Origin of the sequence: Actinoplanes sp. NPDC049668 (genome assembly GCF_044465445.1) — a bacterium.
In the GTDB taxonomy this organism is placed as follows: Bacteria; Actinomycetota; Actinomycetes; order Mycobacteriales; family Micromonosporaceae; genus Actinoplanes.
Genome location: NZ_JBITLR010000012.1, coordinates 23,424 through 40,041, shown reverse-complemented (window position 1 = coordinate 40,041; position 16,618 = coordinate 23,424). Strand labels below are relative to the sequence as shown.

The following is a 16,618-nucleotide window of genomic DNA, read 5'->3' as shown; positions in this document are numbered from 1 at the left end:
GGTAAGCGTTCGGAAGTGTCGCACAAGCCGGAACCGGTACCGGCGCCCGCAGGGGTCGGATCTTTGGTCAATCAGTACCGGAACCGGATCGAACAGGAGCGAATTTGTGCGTTCCACTCGATCGGGTGACTGCATAAATATATAAAGTTGCCGCATGGCTATGCGCGTTGATACGGTTCGCTGCATAGTCATGCGGAGGTAAGAATGGGAATCAGGGTCGCCGTCGCCGGGGCGAGCGGGTATGCCGGGGGCGAGTTGCTGCGCCTGATCGCCGGGCATCCCGAGCTCGACCTCGTCGCCGCCACCGCGCACAGCAGCGCGGGCAAGCCCGTGTCCGCCGTACACCCGCAGCTCGCGGGCCTGGATCTGGTCCTCGGCGGCAGCGCGGCCGCGCTGACCGACGCCGATCTGGTCTTTCTCGCGCTGCCGCACGGGCAGTCGGCGGCCGTCGCCGCGCAGCTGCCCGGCGGGGTGAAGATCGTCGACCTGGGCGCCGACTTCCGGCTGCGGGACGCCGCCGCGTGGGACCGCTACTACGGCGGCCCGCACGCCGGCACCTGGACCTACGGCCTGCCGGAGCTGCCGGGGCAGCGGGCCGCGATCGCCGCGAGCGGCCGGGTGGCGAGCACCGGCTGCTACGCGGCCACGATCACCCTCGCGCTGGCCCCGCTGATCGCCGCGGGCGCCGCCGACCCGGCCGACGTCGTGGTCGTCGCCGCCTCCGGCACGTCCGGCGCGGGCCGCTCGGCGAAGGTGAACCTGCTCGCCAGCGAGGTCATGGGCGACCTGTCGCCCTACAAGGTCGGCGCGCACCAGCACGTTCCCGAGATCAAGCAGGCCAGCGGCGCCACCTCGCTGTCGATGACCCCGGTGCTCGCGCCGATGCCGCGCGGCATCCTCGCGACGGTCACCGCGCGGCCGCTCGGCGACGCCGACCCCCGCGAGGTGCTGGCCGCCGCCTACGCCGACGAGCCGTTCGTGCACGTCCTGCCGGCCGGCGTCTGGCCGCGCACCGCCGCGACCGCCGGCTCCAACTCCTGCCACCTGCAGGCCACCCTCGACGTCGACTCCGGCCGGATCGTCGTCGTCAGCGCGCTGGACAACCTCGGCAAGGGCGCCGCCGGCCAGGCCGTGCAGTGCGCCAACCTCATGCTCGGCCTGCCGGAGACGACGGGCCTCTCGGTATTCGGAGTCGCGCCATGACCGTCACCACCCCCAAGGGATTCCGGGCCAGCGGCGTCGCCGCCGGGCTCAAGAGCGACGGCGGGCTCGACGTCGCGCTCGTCGTCAACGACGGGCCGGATGCCACCGTGGCCGGCGTCTTCACCGCCAACCGGGTCAAGGCCGCGCCCGTCATGTGGAGCCAGCAGGTCCTCAAGGGCGGCGTGGTGCGGGCCGTGGTGCTCAACTCGGGCGGCGCCAACGCCTGCACCGGCACGCAGGGCTTCCGGGACACCCACGCGACCGCCGAGCACACCGCGACCGTGCTGCGCGGCGGCGCCAGGCCGCTGCTCGTCGGGCCCGGCGACATCGCGGTCTGCTCCACCGGCCTGATCGGCGAGCTGCTGCCGATGGACAAGCTGCTGCCCGGGGTGAACGCCGCGGTCAAGGCGCTCGACACCGGCGGCGGCGCGGACGCCGCGACCGCGATCATGACCACCGACACGGTGTCCAAGAACGCGGTGTTCCAGGGCGACGGCTGGTCGATCGGCGGGATGGCCAAGGGCGCGGGCATGCTCGCGCCCGCCCTGGCCACGATGCTGGTCGTGCTGACCACCGACGCGGTGGCCGGCTCCGAGTCGCTGGACATCGCGCTGCGCGAGGCCACCCGGCTCACCTTCGACCGGATCGACGCGGACGGCTGCATGTCCACCAACGACACGGTGCTGCTGCTGGCCAGCGGCGCCTCCGACCGCCAGCCCACCCAGCAGGAGCTGACCGCGGCGGTCACCGCCGTCTGCCACGACCTGGCGCAGCAGCTCATCGCCGACGCCGAGGGCGCGACCAAGCACGTCGCCATCGAGGTGCTCGGCGCCGAGAGCGAGCGCGACGCGGTCGAGGTCGGCCGCACCGTCGCCGGCAACAACCTGGTCAAGACGGCGCTGTTCGGCAACGACCCGAACTGGGGCCGGATCCTGGCCGCGGTCGGCACCACGCAGGCGGCGTTCGCCCCGGACCGCGTCGACGTCGCCGTCAACGGCGTGTGGGTGTGCCGCGGCGGCGCGGCGGCCGAGGACCGCTCCAAGGTGGACCTGACCGGCCGGGACGTCACCATCACCGTGCACCTGCACGAGGGCGAGATGTCCGCGACCATCTGGACCACCGACCTGTCGCACGCCTACGTGCACGAGAACTCGGCGTACTCGTCGTGACCCCGAACGAGAAGGCCGCGACGCTGATCGAGGCGCTGCCGTGGCTGGAGCGGTTCCACGGCAGCACCGTCGTCATCAAGTACGGCGGCAACGCGATGATCGACCCGGAGCTGCAGCGGGCGTTCGCCGCCGACATGGTCTTCCTGCGCTACGCGGGGATCCGGCCGGTCGTCGTGCACGGCGGCGGGCCGCAGATCTCGTCGATGCTGGGCCGGCTCGGCATCGAGAGCGAGTTCCGCGGCGGCCTGCGGGTCACCACGCCCGAGGCGATGGACGTCGTCCGGATGGTCCTGGTCGGCCAGGTCGGCCGGGAGCTGGTCGGGCTGATCAACGAGCACGGCCCGTTCGCCGTCGGGCTGTCCGGCGAGGACGCCCGGCTCTTCACCGCCGTGCGCCGGCACGCGGTCGTCGACGGTGAGCCGGTCGACATCGGCCAGGTCGGCGACGTCGGGCACGTCGACACCTCGGCCGTCGACGACCTGATCGCCGCCGGGCGCATCCCGGTCGTCGCCTCCGTCGCGCCGGACGCCGACGGGGTCGTGCACAACGTCAACGCCGACACCGCCGCGGCCGCCCTGGCCGTCGCGCTCGGCGCCCGCAAGCTGGTCGTGCTCACCGACGTGCCCGGCCTCTACACGAACTGGCCCGACACCGACACGCTCACCTCGCAGATCGACACCGACGCCCTGGCGAAGCTGCTGCCCAGCCTCCAGTCCGGCATGGTGCCGAAGATGGAGGCGTGCCTGCGCGCGGTGCAGGGCGGCGTGCCCGCCGCGCACGTGGTCGACGGCCGGGTACCGCACTCGACGCTGCTCGAAGTTTTCACCTCGGAGGGATTCGGCACGATGGTGGTGGCACCATGACGTCTTTCGCGGACCGCTGGTCGCAGAGCATGATGAACAACTACGGGACGCCGTCGCTCGGCCTGATCGCCGGCTCCGGGTCCGTGCTGGTCGGCGAGGACGGCCGGGAGTACGTCGACCTGCTCGGCGGCATCGCCGTCAACGCGCTCGGCCACTCGCACCCGGCCGTCGTCGCCGCCGTCTCCCAGCAGGTCGCCACGCTGGGCCACGTCTCCAACTTCTACATGGCCGAGCCGACGCTGGCCCTGGCCGAGCTGCTGCTCGTCCTCGCCGGCCGCCCCGGCCGGGTCATCTTCGGCAACTCGGGCGCCGAGGCGAACGAGGCCGCGTTCAAGCTGTCCCGGCTCACCGGCCGGACCCACGTGGTGGCGGCCGAGGGCGCGTTCCACGGCCGCACGATGGGCGCCCTGGCCCTGACGGGCCAGCCGGGCAAGCGGGAACCCTTCCGGCCGCTGCCCGGCGACGTCACCCATGTCCCGTACGGCGACAGCGAGGCGCTGCGGGCCGCCGTGACGAGCGAGACCGCCATGGTCATCCTCGAGCCGATCCAGGGCGAGATGGGCGTGGTCGTGCCGCCGCCCGGTTACCTCGCCGCGGCGCGGGAGATCTGCACGGCCGCCGGCGCGCTGCTGGTGCTCGACGAGGTGCAGACCGGCATCGGCCGCACCGGGCACTGGTTCCACCACCAGGGCGAGGGCGTCGAGCCCGACGTGGTGACCCTGGCCAAGGGCCTCGGCGGCGGGCTGCCGATCGGCGCGTGCATCGCGTTCGGCCCCGCCGCCGACCTGTTCGGGCCCGGTTCGCACGGCACCACGTTCGGCGGCAACCCGATCAGCTGCGCGGCCGGCCTCGCGGTGATCCGGACCATCGCCGGCGAGGGCCTGCTCGACCACGTCAAGCGGGTCGGCGAGCTGATCCGGCGCGGCGTCGAAGGGCTCGGCAGCCCGAGGATCGCCGGCGTACGCGGCGCCGGCCTGCTGCTCGGCATCGTGCTCACCGAGCCGGTCTCGGCGCGGGTCTCGGCGTCGCTGATGGAGGCCGGGTTCCTGGTGAACCCGGTACAGCCGGACGTCATCCGGCTCGCGCCGCCGCTGATCCTGACCACGGCACAGGCCGAGTCGTTCGTGACCGCGTTGGGGGAGGCACTCACATGACCCGGCACTTCCTGCGTGACGACGACCTTTCGCCGGCCGAGCAGGCCGAGGTGCTCGACCTGGCCGCGGCGATGAAGGCCGACCGGTTCGGGCACCGGCCGCTGGACGGGCCGCGGTCGGTGGCGGTCTTCTTCGACAAGGTCAGCCTGCGCACCCGGCTGTCGTTCGAGGCCGGCATCGCCGAGCTGGGCGGTCACGCGATCGTGGTGGACACCCAGGCCACCCACTTCGGCCGCGGCGAGTCGCTGCTGGACGCGGGCCGGGTCGTCTCCCGGTACGTGTCCGCCATCGTCTTCCGCACCTCCGGCGACGAGCGGCTGGCCGAGCTCGCCTCGGACGTGCGGGTACCGGTGGTCAACGCGCTGACCGACGGGTTCCACCCCTGCCAGCTGCTGGCCGACCTGCAGACGATCCGCGAGCGGTTCGGCGCGACGGCCGGCCGCACGCTCGCCTACGTCGGCGACGCCGCGAACAACATGGCCCACTCGTACCTGCTGGCCGGCGCGACCGCGGGCATGCGGGTGCGGGTCGCCGGCCCCGAGGGCTTCGACCCGGACCCCGAGGTGGTGGCGCGGGCCACCGAGATCGCCGCGGCCACCGGCGGCTCGGTCCGGGTGCTGCGCGACCCCTACCAGGCCGCGGCCGGCGCGCACGTGCTCGCCACCGACGCGTGGACGTCGATGGGCCAGGAGGACGACGGCATCGACCGGCGTACGCCGTTCCGGCCGTACCAGATCAACAAGGAGCTGCTGGCCGCCGCCGCGGCCGACGCGATCGTGCTGCACTGCCTGCCCGCCCACCGGGGTGAGGAGATCACCGACGAGGTGATGGACGGCGCGCAGAGCGCGGTCTTCGACCAGGCCGAGAACCGCCTGCACGCGCAGAAGGCGCTGCTGGCCTGGCTGCTGGCGGCCGGGAGCGGGCGGGCATGACCGGGCCCGGCACGCGCGCCGCGCGGCACGCGCGCATCGTCGACCTGATCAGGGACAAGGCCGTCCGCTCGCAGACCGAGCTCGCCGAGCTGCTCGGCCTCGACGGCGTGCAGGCCACCCAGGCGACGCTGTCGCGCGACCTCGAGGAGCTGCGGGCCGTCAAGGTCGGCGGGGTCTACGTCATCCCCGAGGACGGGCTGCCCGCGCTGCGCCCGGTCGAGCAGGCGCCGGCCCGGCTCGTCCGGCTGCTGCGCGAGCTGCTCAACTCGGTCGACGTCAGCGGCAACCTCGTCGTGCTGCGGGTGCCGCCCGGCGCCGCGCAGTTCCTGGCCAGCGCGCTCGACCGCTCCGGCCTGCCGGACGTCGTCGGCACCATCGCCGGCGACGACACCATCCTCGTGGTGGCGCGCGACTCCGGCGACGGGCCGGGCGCCGCGCTCGCCGAGAAACTCACGGCCTGGAGCCGTGCCGACCCGCACGAAGGAAGCCAACCTTGACCAGGAATTCTCCGCCCGCCGTCGAGGCCCATTTCCCCGGCTTCGCCGACAACATGCAGAAGCTGCTCGGCCACGGCCTCGAGTTCTACCTGGCGTCCAACGAGTCGCTGCGCCCGTTCCTCAACGAGGCGCCGTACGGCCACAAGCTCACCTGGCTGGACTTCACCGACACGGCCGACAAGGGCTGGGACACCGGCGAGTTCCTCAACCTGTTCAACGTGATCAACGGCATCGCGTTCGGCGACCGGGGCATCCCGATGCCGCAGTGGGTGATGGTCGACCTGATCCTGATGCCCTCGGCCGCGGTCATCGCCGCCCTGCCGCAGTCCTCGTTCACCGAGATCCTCGAGACCAGCGCGTTCGACGAGGACGCGAAGCGCCACCTGCGGGCGGTCTTCGAGCGGGCGAAGCAGAGCGAGTACAACGGCCCGATCCCGATCGGCGGCTACTGCGCGGCGCCGAGCGCGGCGCCGGGCACCTGGGTCGGCTGGTCGCTGTGGTCGGTGATGACCAACGTCGGCCTGGGCCGCGCGCTCAAGGCGCTCGCCCTGTCGGCGTACCAGGCGGAGAAGCTCGACGGCGTCACCCAGTACGACAACAGCGCGCTGCGGGTGCACACCCGCTTCGGCCGGCTGCGCATCATGGTCGCCACCGTGCCGTTCCACACCTCGCCGGGTTCGTTCGTCTACGAGAACGACTTCACCGCTTCGGCCACCGTGCCGGAGCCCGCGCCGACGTTCCTGCTCGACCCGTTCGACTACGAGCGGCAGCGCGCCATGCAGAAGGCCATCGAGGCCCGGCAGGCCACGTACTACGTGCTCGCGCCCGGCCACCTCGTCCAGGACGGGACCACGTACGTGCCCATCCTCGAGATCCCCGCGTCCTGATAAGGAAGTTCTGATGAGCAAGCGCAAGATCGTCCTCGCCTTCTCGGGTGGCCTCGACACCTCGTACGCCCTGGTATCGCTGCGCGAGCAGGGCTGGGAGGTGCTCACCGCCAACATCGACACCGGCGGCCTGCACAGCGGCGAGGGCGACGTCGTCCGGGCCCGCGCGGAGGAGCTCGGCGCGGCCCGGCACTTCGTCATCGACGCCCGCGAGGAGCTGTACTCGCGCGTCGTCACGTACGCGATCAAGGCGAACTACCTGCGCAACGGCGGCTACCCGTCCTGCGTCGGCGCGGAGCGCCTGGTGCAGGCGGAGAAGGTCGTCCAGTGCGCGCTGGAGAACGGCGCGGACGCGATCGCGCACGGCTCGACCGGCGCCGGCGCCGACCACGTGCGCTACGACTCGGTGATCCGCGCGCTCGCGCCGCAGCTGGAGATCATCACCCCGATCCGCGACGACCGGCTGACCCGCGAGTACGAGCGTGACTTCCTCAGGCAGCACGGCTTCGAGACCAGCGACAAGGTCACCACGTACTCGATCAACGAGGGCCTGATCGGCACCTCCATCGGCGGCAAGGAGACCTACGGCTCCTGGGACTACCTGCCCGAGGACGCCTGGGAGAGCACCAGGGCGATCAAGGACGCGCCGGAGGACGGCGTCGAGCTGATCCTCGGCTTCGAGCGCGGCGAGGTGACCTCGGCGGCCACGCTCGACGGCGCCCCGATCGCGGGCACCGGGCCGGGCGCGCCCAACTACGCGATCCTGCGCTCGCTCAACGCGCTCGCCGCCGAGCACGGCGTCGGCCGCGGCATCCACATGGGCACCACCATGGTCGGCAACCTGGCCCGGGTCGGCTTCGAGGCGCCCGGCATGCTCACGCTGATCGCCGCGCACCGCGAGCTGGAGCGCCTGGTCCTGAGCAACCGCCAGCAGGCGACCAAGGCCACCCTGGGCACCACGTACGGCGACTTGCTGCACGAGGCCGTCTACTACGACCCGATCCTGGACGACCTGCGGGCGTTCCTGGACTCCAGCCAGGCCCGGGTCACCGGCGAGGTGCGGGTGCGGCTGCAGAAGGGCAACGTCATCCCGCTCGGCAGCCGCAGCCCGTACAGCCTGCTCGACGCGGCCACCCGGCAGGGCGTGGTCTACGGCTACGGCTCGTCGCTGTGGACCGGCGAGCAGGCCCGGGCGTTCGCGCACATGTACGCCATCCCGGGCGCCATCGCCGAAAACGCAGGCCTGGGCGAGCAGAAGCCCTGAGCCGTGTCAGCGCAGCCAGGCGGCGAGTACCCGCTCGCACTCGCGGAGGTCCGCGGTCGGCAGGTGCTCCTCGTCGGTGTGCGCGAGCAGCGGGTCGCCCGGCCCGTAGTTGACGGCCGGGATGCCCAGGCTCGCGAAGCGGGCCACGTCGGTCCAGCCGAACTTCGGCGCGGGCGCCCGGCCCACCGCGGCCAGGAACTCGGCCGCCGCCGGCTGGTCCAGGCCGGGGCGCGCGCCGGAGGCCTGGTCGCGCACCTCGAGCTCGTAGCCGGCGAACACCTCCTGCAGGTGCGCGAGGGCGGCGGGGATGTCGCGGTCGGGCGCGAAGCGGTGATTGATGTCGACCACGCACTGGTCCGGGATCACGTTGCCGGCGATGCCGCCGGAGATGTTCACGGCGTTGAGGCCCTCGCGGTACTCGAGGCCGTCGACCATGACGGTGCGCGGCTGGTAGGCGTTGAGGATCGCGAGCACGTCCCCGGCGGCGTGCACGGCGTTGACGCCGCGCCACGACCGGGCGGCGTGCGCGGCCTTGCCGGCCAGGGTGATGCGCACCCGCATCGTGCCCTGGCAGCCGCCCTCGACCGTGCCGTTGGACGGCTCGCCGAGGATGGCGAAGTCGCCGGCCAGCCACTCCGGGTGGTTGCGCACCAGCCGGCCGAGGCCGTTGCGCACCGAGGCGACCTCCTCGTTGTCGTAGAACACGAAGGTCAGGTCGTTGCGGGGTTCGGGGACGGTCGCGGCGATGCGCAGCTGGGCGGCGACGCCGCCCTTCATGTCGACGGTGCCGCGGCCGTGCAGGAGCTCGTCCGCGCCGGCGCCCGTGGTCCAGGTCGGCAGGTTGTCCTTGATCGGCACGGTGTCGAGGTGGCCGGCGAGCACGATCCGGCGGGCCCGCCCGAGGTGGGTCCGGGCCACGACGGCGTCGCCGTCGCGCAGCACCTCGAGGTGGCCGAGCTTGCGCAGCGAGGCCTCGACGGCGTCGGCGATCGGGGCCTCGTCCCCGCTCACCGAGGGGATGTCACAGAGCGCGCGGGTGAGAGCGACAACGTCGTCGTGCAGGTCAAGCGTCATGCGGGCGAGATTACCGCCCGTCGGTAAGGTCATTTCGACCGAGTAACACCGATCTTGAGGAGCGAGCACGTGCCGGAGACCGAGGGTCCGACCAGGCTGTGGGGTGGCCGCTTCGCCGGCGGACCGGCGGACGCCCTGGCCCGCCTGAGCGTGAGCGTCCACTTCGACTGGCGACTGGCGCCGTACGACCTGGCCGCGTCCCGGGCGCACGCCCGCGTGCTGGCCGGGGCCGGCCTGCTGGACGCCGGCGAGCTGGGCCAGATGCTGGCCGCGCTGGACGACCTGGAGTCGGCGTGCGCGGCGGGGGAGTTCCGCCCGACCGTCGAGGACGAGGACGTGCACACGGCGCTGGAGCGGGGCCTGCTGGAGCGCCTCGGCGCGCTCGGCGGCAAGCTGCGCGCGGGCCGCTCGCGCAACGACCAGGTCGCCACCGACCTGCGCATGTACCTGCGCGACCACGCCCGCGGCGTGGCGGCGGCGGTGGTCGAGCTCGCCGACGCGCTGATGGAGCAGGCGGGCCGGCACGTCGACACGCCCGCGCCGGGCATGACCCACCTTCAGCACGCCCAGCCGGTGAGTTTCGGCCACTGGCTGCTCGCGCACGTGCAGCCGCTGCTGCGCGACCTGGACCGGCTGCGCGACTGGGACGAGCGCACGGCGATCTCCCCGCTCGGCTCGGGCGCGCTCGCGGGCTCGTCGCTGCCGCTGGACCCGAACGCCGTGGCGAAGGAGCTGGGCTTCCGGGCGCCGGCGCAGAACTCGATGGACGCGGTCTCGGACCGCGACTTCGTCGCCGAGTTCCTCTTCATCACCAGCCTGATCGGCGTGCACCTGTCCCGCCTCGGCGAGGAGGTGGTGCTCTGGACCTCGCAGGAGTTCAGCTGGGTGATCCTGGACGACGCGTTCGCCACCGGCTCGTCGATCATGCCGCAGAAGAAGAACGCGGACATCGCGGAGCTGGCCCGGGGCAAGGCCGGCCGGCTGATCGGCGGCCTGGTCGCGGTGCTGACCATGCTGAAGGGCCTGCCGCTGACCTACGACCGCGACATGCAGGAGGACAAGGAGCCGGCGTTCGACGCCATCGACACGCTGCAGCTGCTGCTGCCCGCCCTGGCGGGCATGATCTCGACCATGACGGTACGCGTCGACAAGCTCGCGGCGGCGGCACCGGTCGGCTTCTCGCTGGCCACCGAGGTGGCGGACTGGCTGGTGCGCAAGCACGTGCCGTTCCGCGACGCGCACGAGATCACCGGCCGCCTGGTGGCGCTCTGCGCGGCCCGCGAGTGCGAGCTGGAGGACGTCTCGGACGACGACCTGAAGACGGTGAGCGAGCACCTGGACCCCTCGGTCCGCGAGGTGCTCAGCGTCCGCTCGGCGCTGGCGGCCCGCACGACGCCGGGCTCGACCGGCCCGGGGCCGGTGGCGGACCAGCTGCAGTCGGCGTCGGACCGGCTCGACTTCTGGCGCGAGTGGTCCATCGAGCGGGTCGTGCCGCGCTGATCCCGCGGGGTGGGCGGCGGGCGGTCAGCCCGCCGCCATGCTCTTCTCGCGGTCGTCGTCGCCGATCGGCGCGGCGACGACCCGGGCCTGCCGGCCGGCGGTGACCCGGCGGTAGACCGCCAGGCCGACCGCGACCAGCACGGCCGCGGCGGAGGCGGCGCCGACCGCCGGGGTCGGCACGTCGAGCAGCTTCAGGGCGCTGGCCAGCAGCACGATCACCAGCGCCGCGCGGACGATGCCGCCCGGTGCGCGCGAGGAGATGCGGGCGCCGATCAGCACGCCCGGGATCGAGCCGAGCAGGACCGCGGCCGCGATGTCGAGCTTGAGGTCGCCGAAGAGGGCGTGGCCGAGCGCCGCCGAGACGACCAGCGGGATCGCCTGGATCAGGTCGGTGCCGACCAGGTCGTTGGCGCGCAGCTTCGGGTAGAGCGCCAGCAGCGCCACGATGATCAGGGAGCCGGAGCCCACCGAGGTCATCCCGACGATCACGCCGCCGACGGCGCCGAGCAGCAGGGTCGGCACCGGCCGGACCCGGATCGGCTCCGGCGGGCCCTCGCCCGCGCCCTGCCGGCGGCTCACCCAGGCCTTGAGCAGCAGCCCGGCCGCGGCGAGCAGCAACGCGACGCCGAGCGACACCTTGATCGTGTGCTGGACGGCCGCGTCGTCGCCGAGCAGGCGCAGCAGCAGCACGCCGAGGAACGCGCTCGGGACGCTGCCGGCGCAGAGCCAGCCGACGAGGCGCCAGTTCACCGTGCCGCGCCGGGCGTGCACCCAGCCGCCGAACGGCTTCATCACGGCGCTGGCCGCGAGGTCGCTGGAGACCGCCGCGATCGGGGGCACCCCGAAGACCAGGACGAGGATCGGGGTCATCAGGGCCCCGCCGCCCATGCCGGTGAGGCCGACCACGATGCCGACGCCGAGTCCGGCGAGCGCCAGGGTGAGATCCATCGGACGAGTGTCGGCGAGAATCCCTGCCTTGTCTACTAACTTGGCCGACTTTGTGGAGTTTCCCGCGCCGCCGTCCCACCCAGTGAAACGGAGGATCATCCTCTTCGTTTCCAAGCCGATCCGGCGTGCCGATGTGACCGCTAACAGTCGATGCGCGGATGTCATGTTTCGGGGCCGTTGCGCCTTGACGACGTGAATGTTAGCGATAACACTGCGAGATACGTATCGATGTATGCGGGGGTCGGTGATCGGAGGTCTCGGCATGAGCGGCCTGCCCCGACAGCCGGCGGCGGCCGGCCGGCGGCCCTCGCGGTCCGCGATCCGGGCACTGCCCGACGCCGTCGGCGGCGCCCGCATCGAGCTACGCCAGCTGCGCTACTTCGTCACCCTCGCCGAGGAGCTGCACTTCGGCCGCGCCGCCGCCCGCGAGCACATCGTCCCGTCCGCGCTCAGCGCACAGGTGCAGCGCCTCGAGCGGGCCGTCGGCGTCCTGCTGGTCGACCGCACCACCCGCCACGTCGCGCTGACCGCGGCCGGTGCCCGCTTCCTGATCGAGGCCCGGCAGATCCTCGAGCACGTCGACCGCGCCGCCGTGCTCGCCCAAGGCATGGCACCGGCCGCGCCAAGCCTGCGCGTCGGCGTCCTGGACGAGGGCTACGACGCCGTCCGCCCGGTGCTGCGCGCGATACAGGCCCGCCACCCGGAGCTGGAGATCCACCAGGTGCTGGCCGGGGTGCCCGAGCAGTGCCGCCTGCTCGCCGACGGCCGCCTCGACGTCGGGGTCGGACGGCTGCCCGGCGCCGCGCCGGACATCGCCGCCGAGATCTTCCGCCTCGACTCGCTCGGCGTCCTGGTCCCGTCCGGTCACCCGTACGCCGGGCTCCCGCAGGTGCCGGTCGCCGCGCTGCGCGGCGAGACGCTGCTGCTCGCCGACGAGGAGCAGGCGCCGGAGTTCAACGCGTTCGTCGCCGAGGTGTGCCGGTCCGCGGGCTTCTTCCCGACCCTGTTCACCGGCAGCGTGCAGACGCTGCGCGCGGCCGCGGACCTGGTCACGCAGGGGCGCTGCGTGCTCTGCACCCCCGCGTCCAACGGCTGCACCTCGCCCGGCTCCGAGCTGACCTGGCGCCCGCTGGGCCCGTCCGTGCCGCGCTACCCCTGGTCGATCCTCTGGCGCGCGCAGGACCCGTCCCGCTTCGCGCTCGACCTGGTCCGCACCGCCCGCGCGCTCTCGGTCGAGAAGGGCTGGCGCGACGCGCCCGGCGAACGCGCCAGCTAGGTGGTGAGCCTTTCGTCGTGGCCCGAGGCCAGGTTGAAATTTCTCAACGTCGAGGTCAGGCCTTGGCCGGGGACCAGAGCGCGGCGGGGGACAGCGTCTGGTGCCCGCTCGCGGTCAGATACTCGTCGACGTCGTGGGCGGAGTGGTAGCCACTTTCGATGGCCCCGTCGATCGAGGAGCGCCACGAGACCGCGGAGTCGCCGCTGGCGAAGAACAGCCGGCCTTCGGCGGTGCGCAGCTCCGGCAGCACCTGCGTCAGCTGCCCCGGCCGGAAGATGCACCAGGTGCCGAGTGCGTGCGGGTCGTTGCTCCAGTCCCAGCCGACGATGCTCTCCACCTCGACGCCGGGCAGCATCGGCTGCAGCGCCTGCTGCATGCCGGCGACGTCGTCGAAGCTGCTCATCGGTAGCCGCTTCGGGGTGGCGGCGAACACGATCAGCCACGAACCGTTCGCGTCGTGGTCGTAGGTGACCACCCAGTTGACCGGCTGTGTTTCGGGGGCCACGACGGCGACGTTGCCGATGTCGCCCTTGACGCGCACGTAGCACTTCATGCCGGCGCCCGCATGCCGTTGCGCCGAGGCGGTCCGCTTGGTCTGCGACAGGGGCGGGTCGAACTCGACGGTGTTCAGCACGTTCAACGGAAGTGTGATCGCGGCGGCCGGTGCGTTGATCGTCTCGCCGTCGGTCATCTCGACGCGGACGTGGTCGCCGCTCTGCACGATCCGCCGTACCGGTGAGCTGAGGCGGATGTCGGTGAGTCTCGCCTGCGCGGCGATGGCGCCGATCAGCTCACGGGTGCCTTTCACCAGCTTCGTGGCCGACAACGCGGCCAGCATCTGTTCCGAGCTCCACCCCGACAAGGCGTAGAACCGGAAGAGCTCGGTCGCGGCGGCCTGGTCGAGTGGTCCGAACGCGGTCACGCAGCACATCCCCTCGACCCAGTCGCGCAGCTCCGGCTTCACGTTCAGCGTTTCCAGGTGCCGGCGCATCGATCGATTGTCCAAGTTCTGCGGGTCCGGACCCCACGTTCCCGAGTAGGGCTCAGGAAACAGGGTCGTGCCGGGCGCGCAGTACTGGGCGAGCGCGTCGACTGCCTGGGCGACGTCGTCGTCGGACAGATCCACCACACGGCCGCCGGACACGACTGCCTGCCGCAGCCCTTCCAGCACCGGGAACGTCTCGGTCTCCACCTCGTAACGGTCGATCTCGGCCCACACGTGCGGCTGCAAAGGGTGGACCCAGGTGCCACCGAGTTCCATCGCATGCCCGTCGTGATCCGCCGTAAACGTCCGCCCACCCAGCCGATCACGCGCCTCGAGCAGCACCGCGGTCCGCCCACGCATCGTCAACTCGCGCGCCGCCGTCACTCCCGCGAATCCACCACCGACGATCACGACATCCGGGCTTGAATCACTTATAGCCACCGTATTCCCCTTCTAATCTCGGCTGATCGTCACGCGCTTGAAACCAGCCTCCCCGCGTCCAGGCAGGAATAGCGGAGATTCCCCGGTCCTGTGGCGGGCGGGTCTGTTTCATTCCCCTGTTCGGTAAAGGGAAAGGCACACGTCGCGGTTGTCAGGGTGCGTCGGCTCCCGGCCGGGGTCGGCTCCAGACGACGGCGCATTCGATGGCGCGCTGCCAGTTCTCGTACTCGGCCGCGCGGTGCTCCGGGTCCATGGCGGGCAGCCACTGCCCGGCCCGGTGCCGGTTGTTGCGCAGGTCCTGCAGGTCGGACCAGTAGCCGACGGCGAGACCGGCCGCGTACGCGGCGCCGAGCGACACCGTCTCGGCGACCATCGGGCGTACCACCGGGACGCCGACGACGTCCGCGACGAACTGCATCAGCAGGTTGTCCGAGGTCATCCCGCCGTCGACGTTGAGCGCCGCGAGCGCCAGGCCGGAGTCGGCGTTCATCGCGTCGACCACGTCGCGGGTCTGCCAGCCGGTCGCCTCCAGCACGGCCCGGGCCAGGTGGCCCTTGGTGATGTATGAGGTCAGCCCGACGATGACGCCGCGGGCCTCGCTGCGCCAGTACGGCGCCAGCAGCCCGGAGAACGCCGGCACGATGTAGCAGCCGCCGTTGTCGTCGACGGTCCGGGCGAGGGTCTCGATCTCCGAGGCGGTGCCGATCAGTCCGAGGCCGTCGCGCACCCACTGGACCAGCGAGCCGGTGATCGCGATCGAGCCCTCCAGGGCGTATCGCGCGGGCTCGCCGGCGCGCTGGAACGCGACGGTGCTGACCAGCCCGTGCGTCGAGCGGACCAGCTCCGTGCCGGTGTTGAGCAGCAGGAAGCTCCCGGTGCCGTAGGTGCATTTGGCCTCGCCGGGCGCGAAGCAGGTCTGGCCGAACAGGGCGGCCTGCTGGTCACCGATCGCCGCGGCGATGGGCACGCCGGGCAGGACCGCGTCGGCGTGGCCGTAGACCTCGGAGGAGGAGCGGATCTCGGGGAGCATGGCGCGGGGGATGTCGAAGAAGCCGAGGAGTTCGTCGTCCCATTGCAGGGTGGCGAGGTTCATCAGCATGGTGCGGCTGGCGTTGGTGACATCCGTGAGGTGCCGGCCGGTGAGGTTCCACAGCAGCCAGCTGTCCATGGTGCCGAACAGCACCTCGCCGCGCTCCGCGCGTACCCGAAGACCCGGATCGTTGTCGAGCAGCCAGCGCAGGCGGGTCGCGGAGAAGTAGGTCGCCAGGGGCAGGCCGCTGCGCTCCGGCACGATCGCGGCGTCCGCGCGCCTGCCGAGGCGCTCGACCAGCTCGCCCGTCCGGGTGTCCTGCCAGACCACCGCGGGCGCCACCGGCGCGCCGGTGGCGCGGTCCCAGAGCACGGTGGTCTCGCGCTGGTTGGCGATGCCGATCGCCGCGATCTGCTCCGGGCCGGCGCCGGCCTCGCGCAGCGCCCGGGGGATCAGCCGCTGGACGTCGCGCCAGATCCGGGCCGCGTCGTGCTCGACCCAGCCGGGCCTCGGGTAGGACTGCGGGTGCTCGCTGCGGACCACCGAGACCACTGTGGCGCGGCGGTCGAACAGGATGCACCGGGTGGAGGTGGTGCCCTGATCTACGGCGAGGACGTAGCGCTCGCTCACGGCCGCGGCCCGGCCAGGTCGCGGGAGATCGCCCGGGCGGCGTCGCACACGTGCTCGACCAGCGCGGGCCGGGGCCGGCCCCGGGTGTCGCAGAGCCGTTCGATGCCGCCGGAGATCCCGATGGCGCCGACCACCAGCCCGCCGGAGGTCCGGACCGGCGCCGCGATCCCGGCCCGCCCCGGCGCCCGCTCCTCGACCGAGAGCCCCCAGCCGCGCGACCGGATCTCGGCCAGCGACCGCGCGAGGTCCCGGGCCGAGCCGACGGTCCGCCGGGTGTACGCGTCCAGCGCGCCCCGGCCCACGGCGTCCGCGGCCACCGGGTCGTAGGCGAGCAGCACCTTGCCCAGCGCGGTCGCGTGCGCGGGCAGCAGGCTGCCCGTGTCCATCGACTGCGCGGAGTCGTCGGGCCGGAACACGTGGTGCACCACCATCACGCTCCCGTCGTGCAGCGCGCCGATCCGGACCTCCTCGCCGCTGCGGGAGGCGAGCGTGTCCGCCCAGTCGAGGGCCCGCGACCGCAGCTCGTTGACGTCGAGGCCGCCGGAGCCGAGCTCGATCAGGCCGCGGCCGAGCCGGTAGCGGGTGGTCCGGGGGTCCCGCTCGACGAAACCGATGTGTTCCAGCGTGCGCAGGATGCTCTGCGCGGTCGACTTGGCCAGGCCGAGGGAGTCCGCGATCTCCTTGACCCGCAGCCGGTCCGGACCGGCCGCCAGCAGCCGGAGCACTGCCGACGAGCGTTCGATGGACTGGATCAGACCCGGCACG

15 protein-coding genes are annotated in these 16,618 nt (G+C 72.6%); 10 read left to right on the top strand and 5 right to left on the bottom strand.

Going from position 1 to position 16,618, the window contains the following annotated elements:
• The first annotated feature begins 204 nt into the window (after positions 1-204).
• Genes argC through argG form a run of 8 tightly spaced genes read left to right on the top strand, consistent with a single transcriptional unit; the run spans position 205 to position 7,969 of the window.
• Complete coding sequence (gene argC, locus ACIBSW_RS38920; protein ID WP_354725853.1) at positions 205-1,203, top strand: N-acetyl-gamma-glutamyl-phosphate reductase; 999 nt, start codon at positions 205-207, stop codon at positions 1,201-1,203.
• Complete coding sequence (gene argJ / locus ACIBSW_RS38915) at positions 1,200-2,372, top strand: bifunctional glutamate N-acetyltransferase/amino-acid acetyltransferase ArgJ (RefSeq protein ID WP_354725851.1); 1,173 nt, start codon at positions 1,200-1,202, stop codon at positions 2,370-2,372. The genes argC and argJ overlap by 4 nt, the downstream gene beginning before the upstream one ends.
• Positions 2,369-3,235, top strand: a complete 867-nt coding sequence (gene argB, locus ACIBSW_RS38910) for an acetylglutamate kinase (RefSeq protein ID WP_354725849.1) — start codon at positions 2,369-2,371, stop codon at positions 3,233-3,235. Before argJ ends, argB begins: the two co-directional genes overlap by 4 nt.
• Positions 3,232-4,389 carry an acetylornithine transaminase gene (locus ACIBSW_RS38905; RefSeq protein WP_354725847.1) on the top strand — a complete coding sequence of 386 codons (1,158 nt, stop codon included), beginning with the start codon at positions 3,232-3,234 and terminating at the stop codon, positions 4,387-4,389. The genes argB and ACIBSW_RS38905 overlap by 4 nt, the downstream gene beginning before the upstream one ends.
• Positions 4,386-5,321 carry an ornithine carbamoyltransferase gene (argF, locus tag ACIBSW_RS38900; protein WP_354725845.1) on the top strand — a complete coding sequence of 312 codons (936 nt, stop codon included), beginning with the start codon at positions 4,386-4,388 and terminating at the stop codon, positions 5,319-5,321. Before ACIBSW_RS38905 ends, argF begins: the two co-directional genes overlap by 4 nt.
• Positions 5,318-5,818 (top strand): arginine repressor, encoded by a 501-nt coding sequence (locus tag ACIBSW_RS38895; RefSeq protein ID WP_354725843.1) that lies wholly within the window; start codon positions 5,318-5,320, stop codon positions 5,816-5,818. The genes argF and ACIBSW_RS38895 overlap by 4 nt, the downstream gene beginning before the upstream one ends.
• Positions 5,815-6,705, top strand: a complete 891-nt coding sequence (locus ACIBSW_RS38890; protein WP_354725841.1) for a hypothetical protein — start codon at positions 5,815-5,817, stop codon at positions 6,703-6,705. Before ACIBSW_RS38895 ends, ACIBSW_RS38890 begins: the two co-directional genes overlap by 4 nt.
• A gap of 13 nt (positions 6,706-6,718) precedes the next feature.
• On the top strand, positions 6,719-7,969 hold the full coding sequence (argG, locus tag ACIBSW_RS38885) for an argininosuccinate synthase (RefSeq protein ID WP_354725839.1): 1,251 nt from the start codon (positions 6,719-6,721) through the stop codon (positions 7,967-7,969).
• A 6-nt stretch (positions 7,970-7,975) separates the two neighbouring features.
• Here the strand turns inward: argG and dapE are convergent, their stop codons facing one another.
• Positions 7,976-9,043 (bottom strand): succinyl-diaminopimelate desuccinylase, encoded by a 1,068-nt coding sequence (dapE, locus tag ACIBSW_RS38880; RefSeq protein ID WP_354725837.1) that lies wholly within the window; start codon positions 9,041-9,043, stop codon positions 7,976-7,978.
• A 69-nt stretch (positions 9,044-9,112) separates the two neighbouring features.
• Here dapE and argH point away from each other — a divergent pair, with 69 nt between their 5' ends.
• Entirely contained in the window at positions 9,113-10,543 is a 1,431-nt protein-coding gene (gene argH, locus ACIBSW_RS38875; RefSeq protein WP_354725835.1) for an argininosuccinate lyase, read from the top strand.
• Between the two features lie 24 nt (positions 10,544-10,567).
• Here the strand turns inward: argH and ACIBSW_RS38870 are convergent, their stop codons facing one another.
• Complete coding sequence (locus ACIBSW_RS38870) at positions 10,568-11,491, bottom strand: sulfite exporter TauE/SafE family protein (protein WP_354725833.1); 924 nt, start codon at positions 11,489-11,491, stop codon at positions 10,568-10,570.
• Positions 11,492-11,753: 262 nt separating this feature from the next.
• Between ACIBSW_RS38870 and ACIBSW_RS38865 the strand changes: the two genes are divergently transcribed.
• Positions 11,754-12,767, top strand: coding sequence for a LysR substrate-binding domain-containing protein (locus tag ACIBSW_RS38865; protein ID WP_354725831.1), 1,014 nt, complete (start codon positions 11,754-11,756; stop codon positions 12,765-12,767).
• A 55-nt stretch (positions 12,768-12,822) separates the two neighbouring features.
• Here the strand turns inward: ACIBSW_RS38865 and ACIBSW_RS38860 are convergent, their stop codons facing one another.
• The 3 genes from ACIBSW_RS38860 to ACIBSW_RS38850 form a co-directional block, all read right to left on the bottom strand.
• Positions 12,823-14,163, bottom strand: a complete 1,341-nt coding sequence (locus ACIBSW_RS38860) for an NAD(P)/FAD-dependent oxidoreductase (RefSeq protein WP_354725829.1) — start codon at positions 14,161-14,163, stop codon at positions 12,823-12,825.
• 181 nt (positions 14,164-14,344) lie between these two features.
• Positions 14,345-15,853 (bottom strand): glycerol kinase GlpK, encoded by a 1,509-nt coding sequence (glpK, locus tag ACIBSW_RS38855; RefSeq protein ID WP_404799600.1) that lies wholly within the window; start codon positions 15,851-15,853, stop codon positions 14,345-14,347.
• Complete coding sequence (locus ACIBSW_RS38850) at positions 15,850-16,617, bottom strand: IclR family transcriptional regulator (protein WP_354730819.1); 768 nt, start codon at positions 16,615-16,617, stop codon at positions 15,850-15,852. The genes glpK and ACIBSW_RS38850 overlap by 4 nt, the downstream gene beginning before the upstream one ends.
• Position 16,618: the final 1 nt, after the last annotated feature.

Bases quoted from the DNA above. Each gene is read 5' to 3' on its own strand.
- ACIBSW_RS38895 (WP_354725843.1), top strand. From the start codon at position 5,318: ATGACCGGGCCCGGCACGCGCGCCGCGCGGCACGCGCGCATCGTCGAC.
- argC (WP_354725853.1), top strand. From the start codon at position 205: ATGGGAATCAGGGTCGCCGTCGCCGGGGCGAGCGGGTATGCCGGGGGC.
- argJ (WP_354725851.1), top strand. From the start codon at position 1,200: ATGACCGTCACCACCCCCAAGGGATTCCGGGCCAGCGGCGTCGCCGCC.
- argG (WP_354725839.1), top strand. From the start codon at position 6,719: ATGAGCAAGCGCAAGATCGTCCTCGCCTTCTCGGGTGGCCTCGACACC.
- dapE (WP_354725837.1), bottom strand. From the start codon at position 9,043: ATGACGCTTGACCTGCACGACGACGTTGTCGCTCTCACCCGCGCGCTC.
- ACIBSW_RS38865 (WP_354725831.1), top strand. From the start codon at position 11,754: ATGAGCGGCCTGCCCCGACAGCCGGCGGCGGCCGGCCGGCGGCCCTCG.
- ACIBSW_RS38870 (WP_354725833.1), bottom strand. From the start codon at position 11,491: ATGGATCTCACCCTGGCGCTCGCCGGACTCGGCGTCGGCATCGTGGTC.
- ACIBSW_RS38905 (WP_354725847.1), top strand. From the start codon at position 3,232: ATGACGTCTTTCGCGGACCGCTGGTCGCAGAGCATGATGAACAACTAC.
- argF (WP_354725845.1), top strand. From the start codon at position 4,386: ATGACCCGGCACTTCCTGCGTGACGACGACCTTTCGCCGGCCGAGCAG.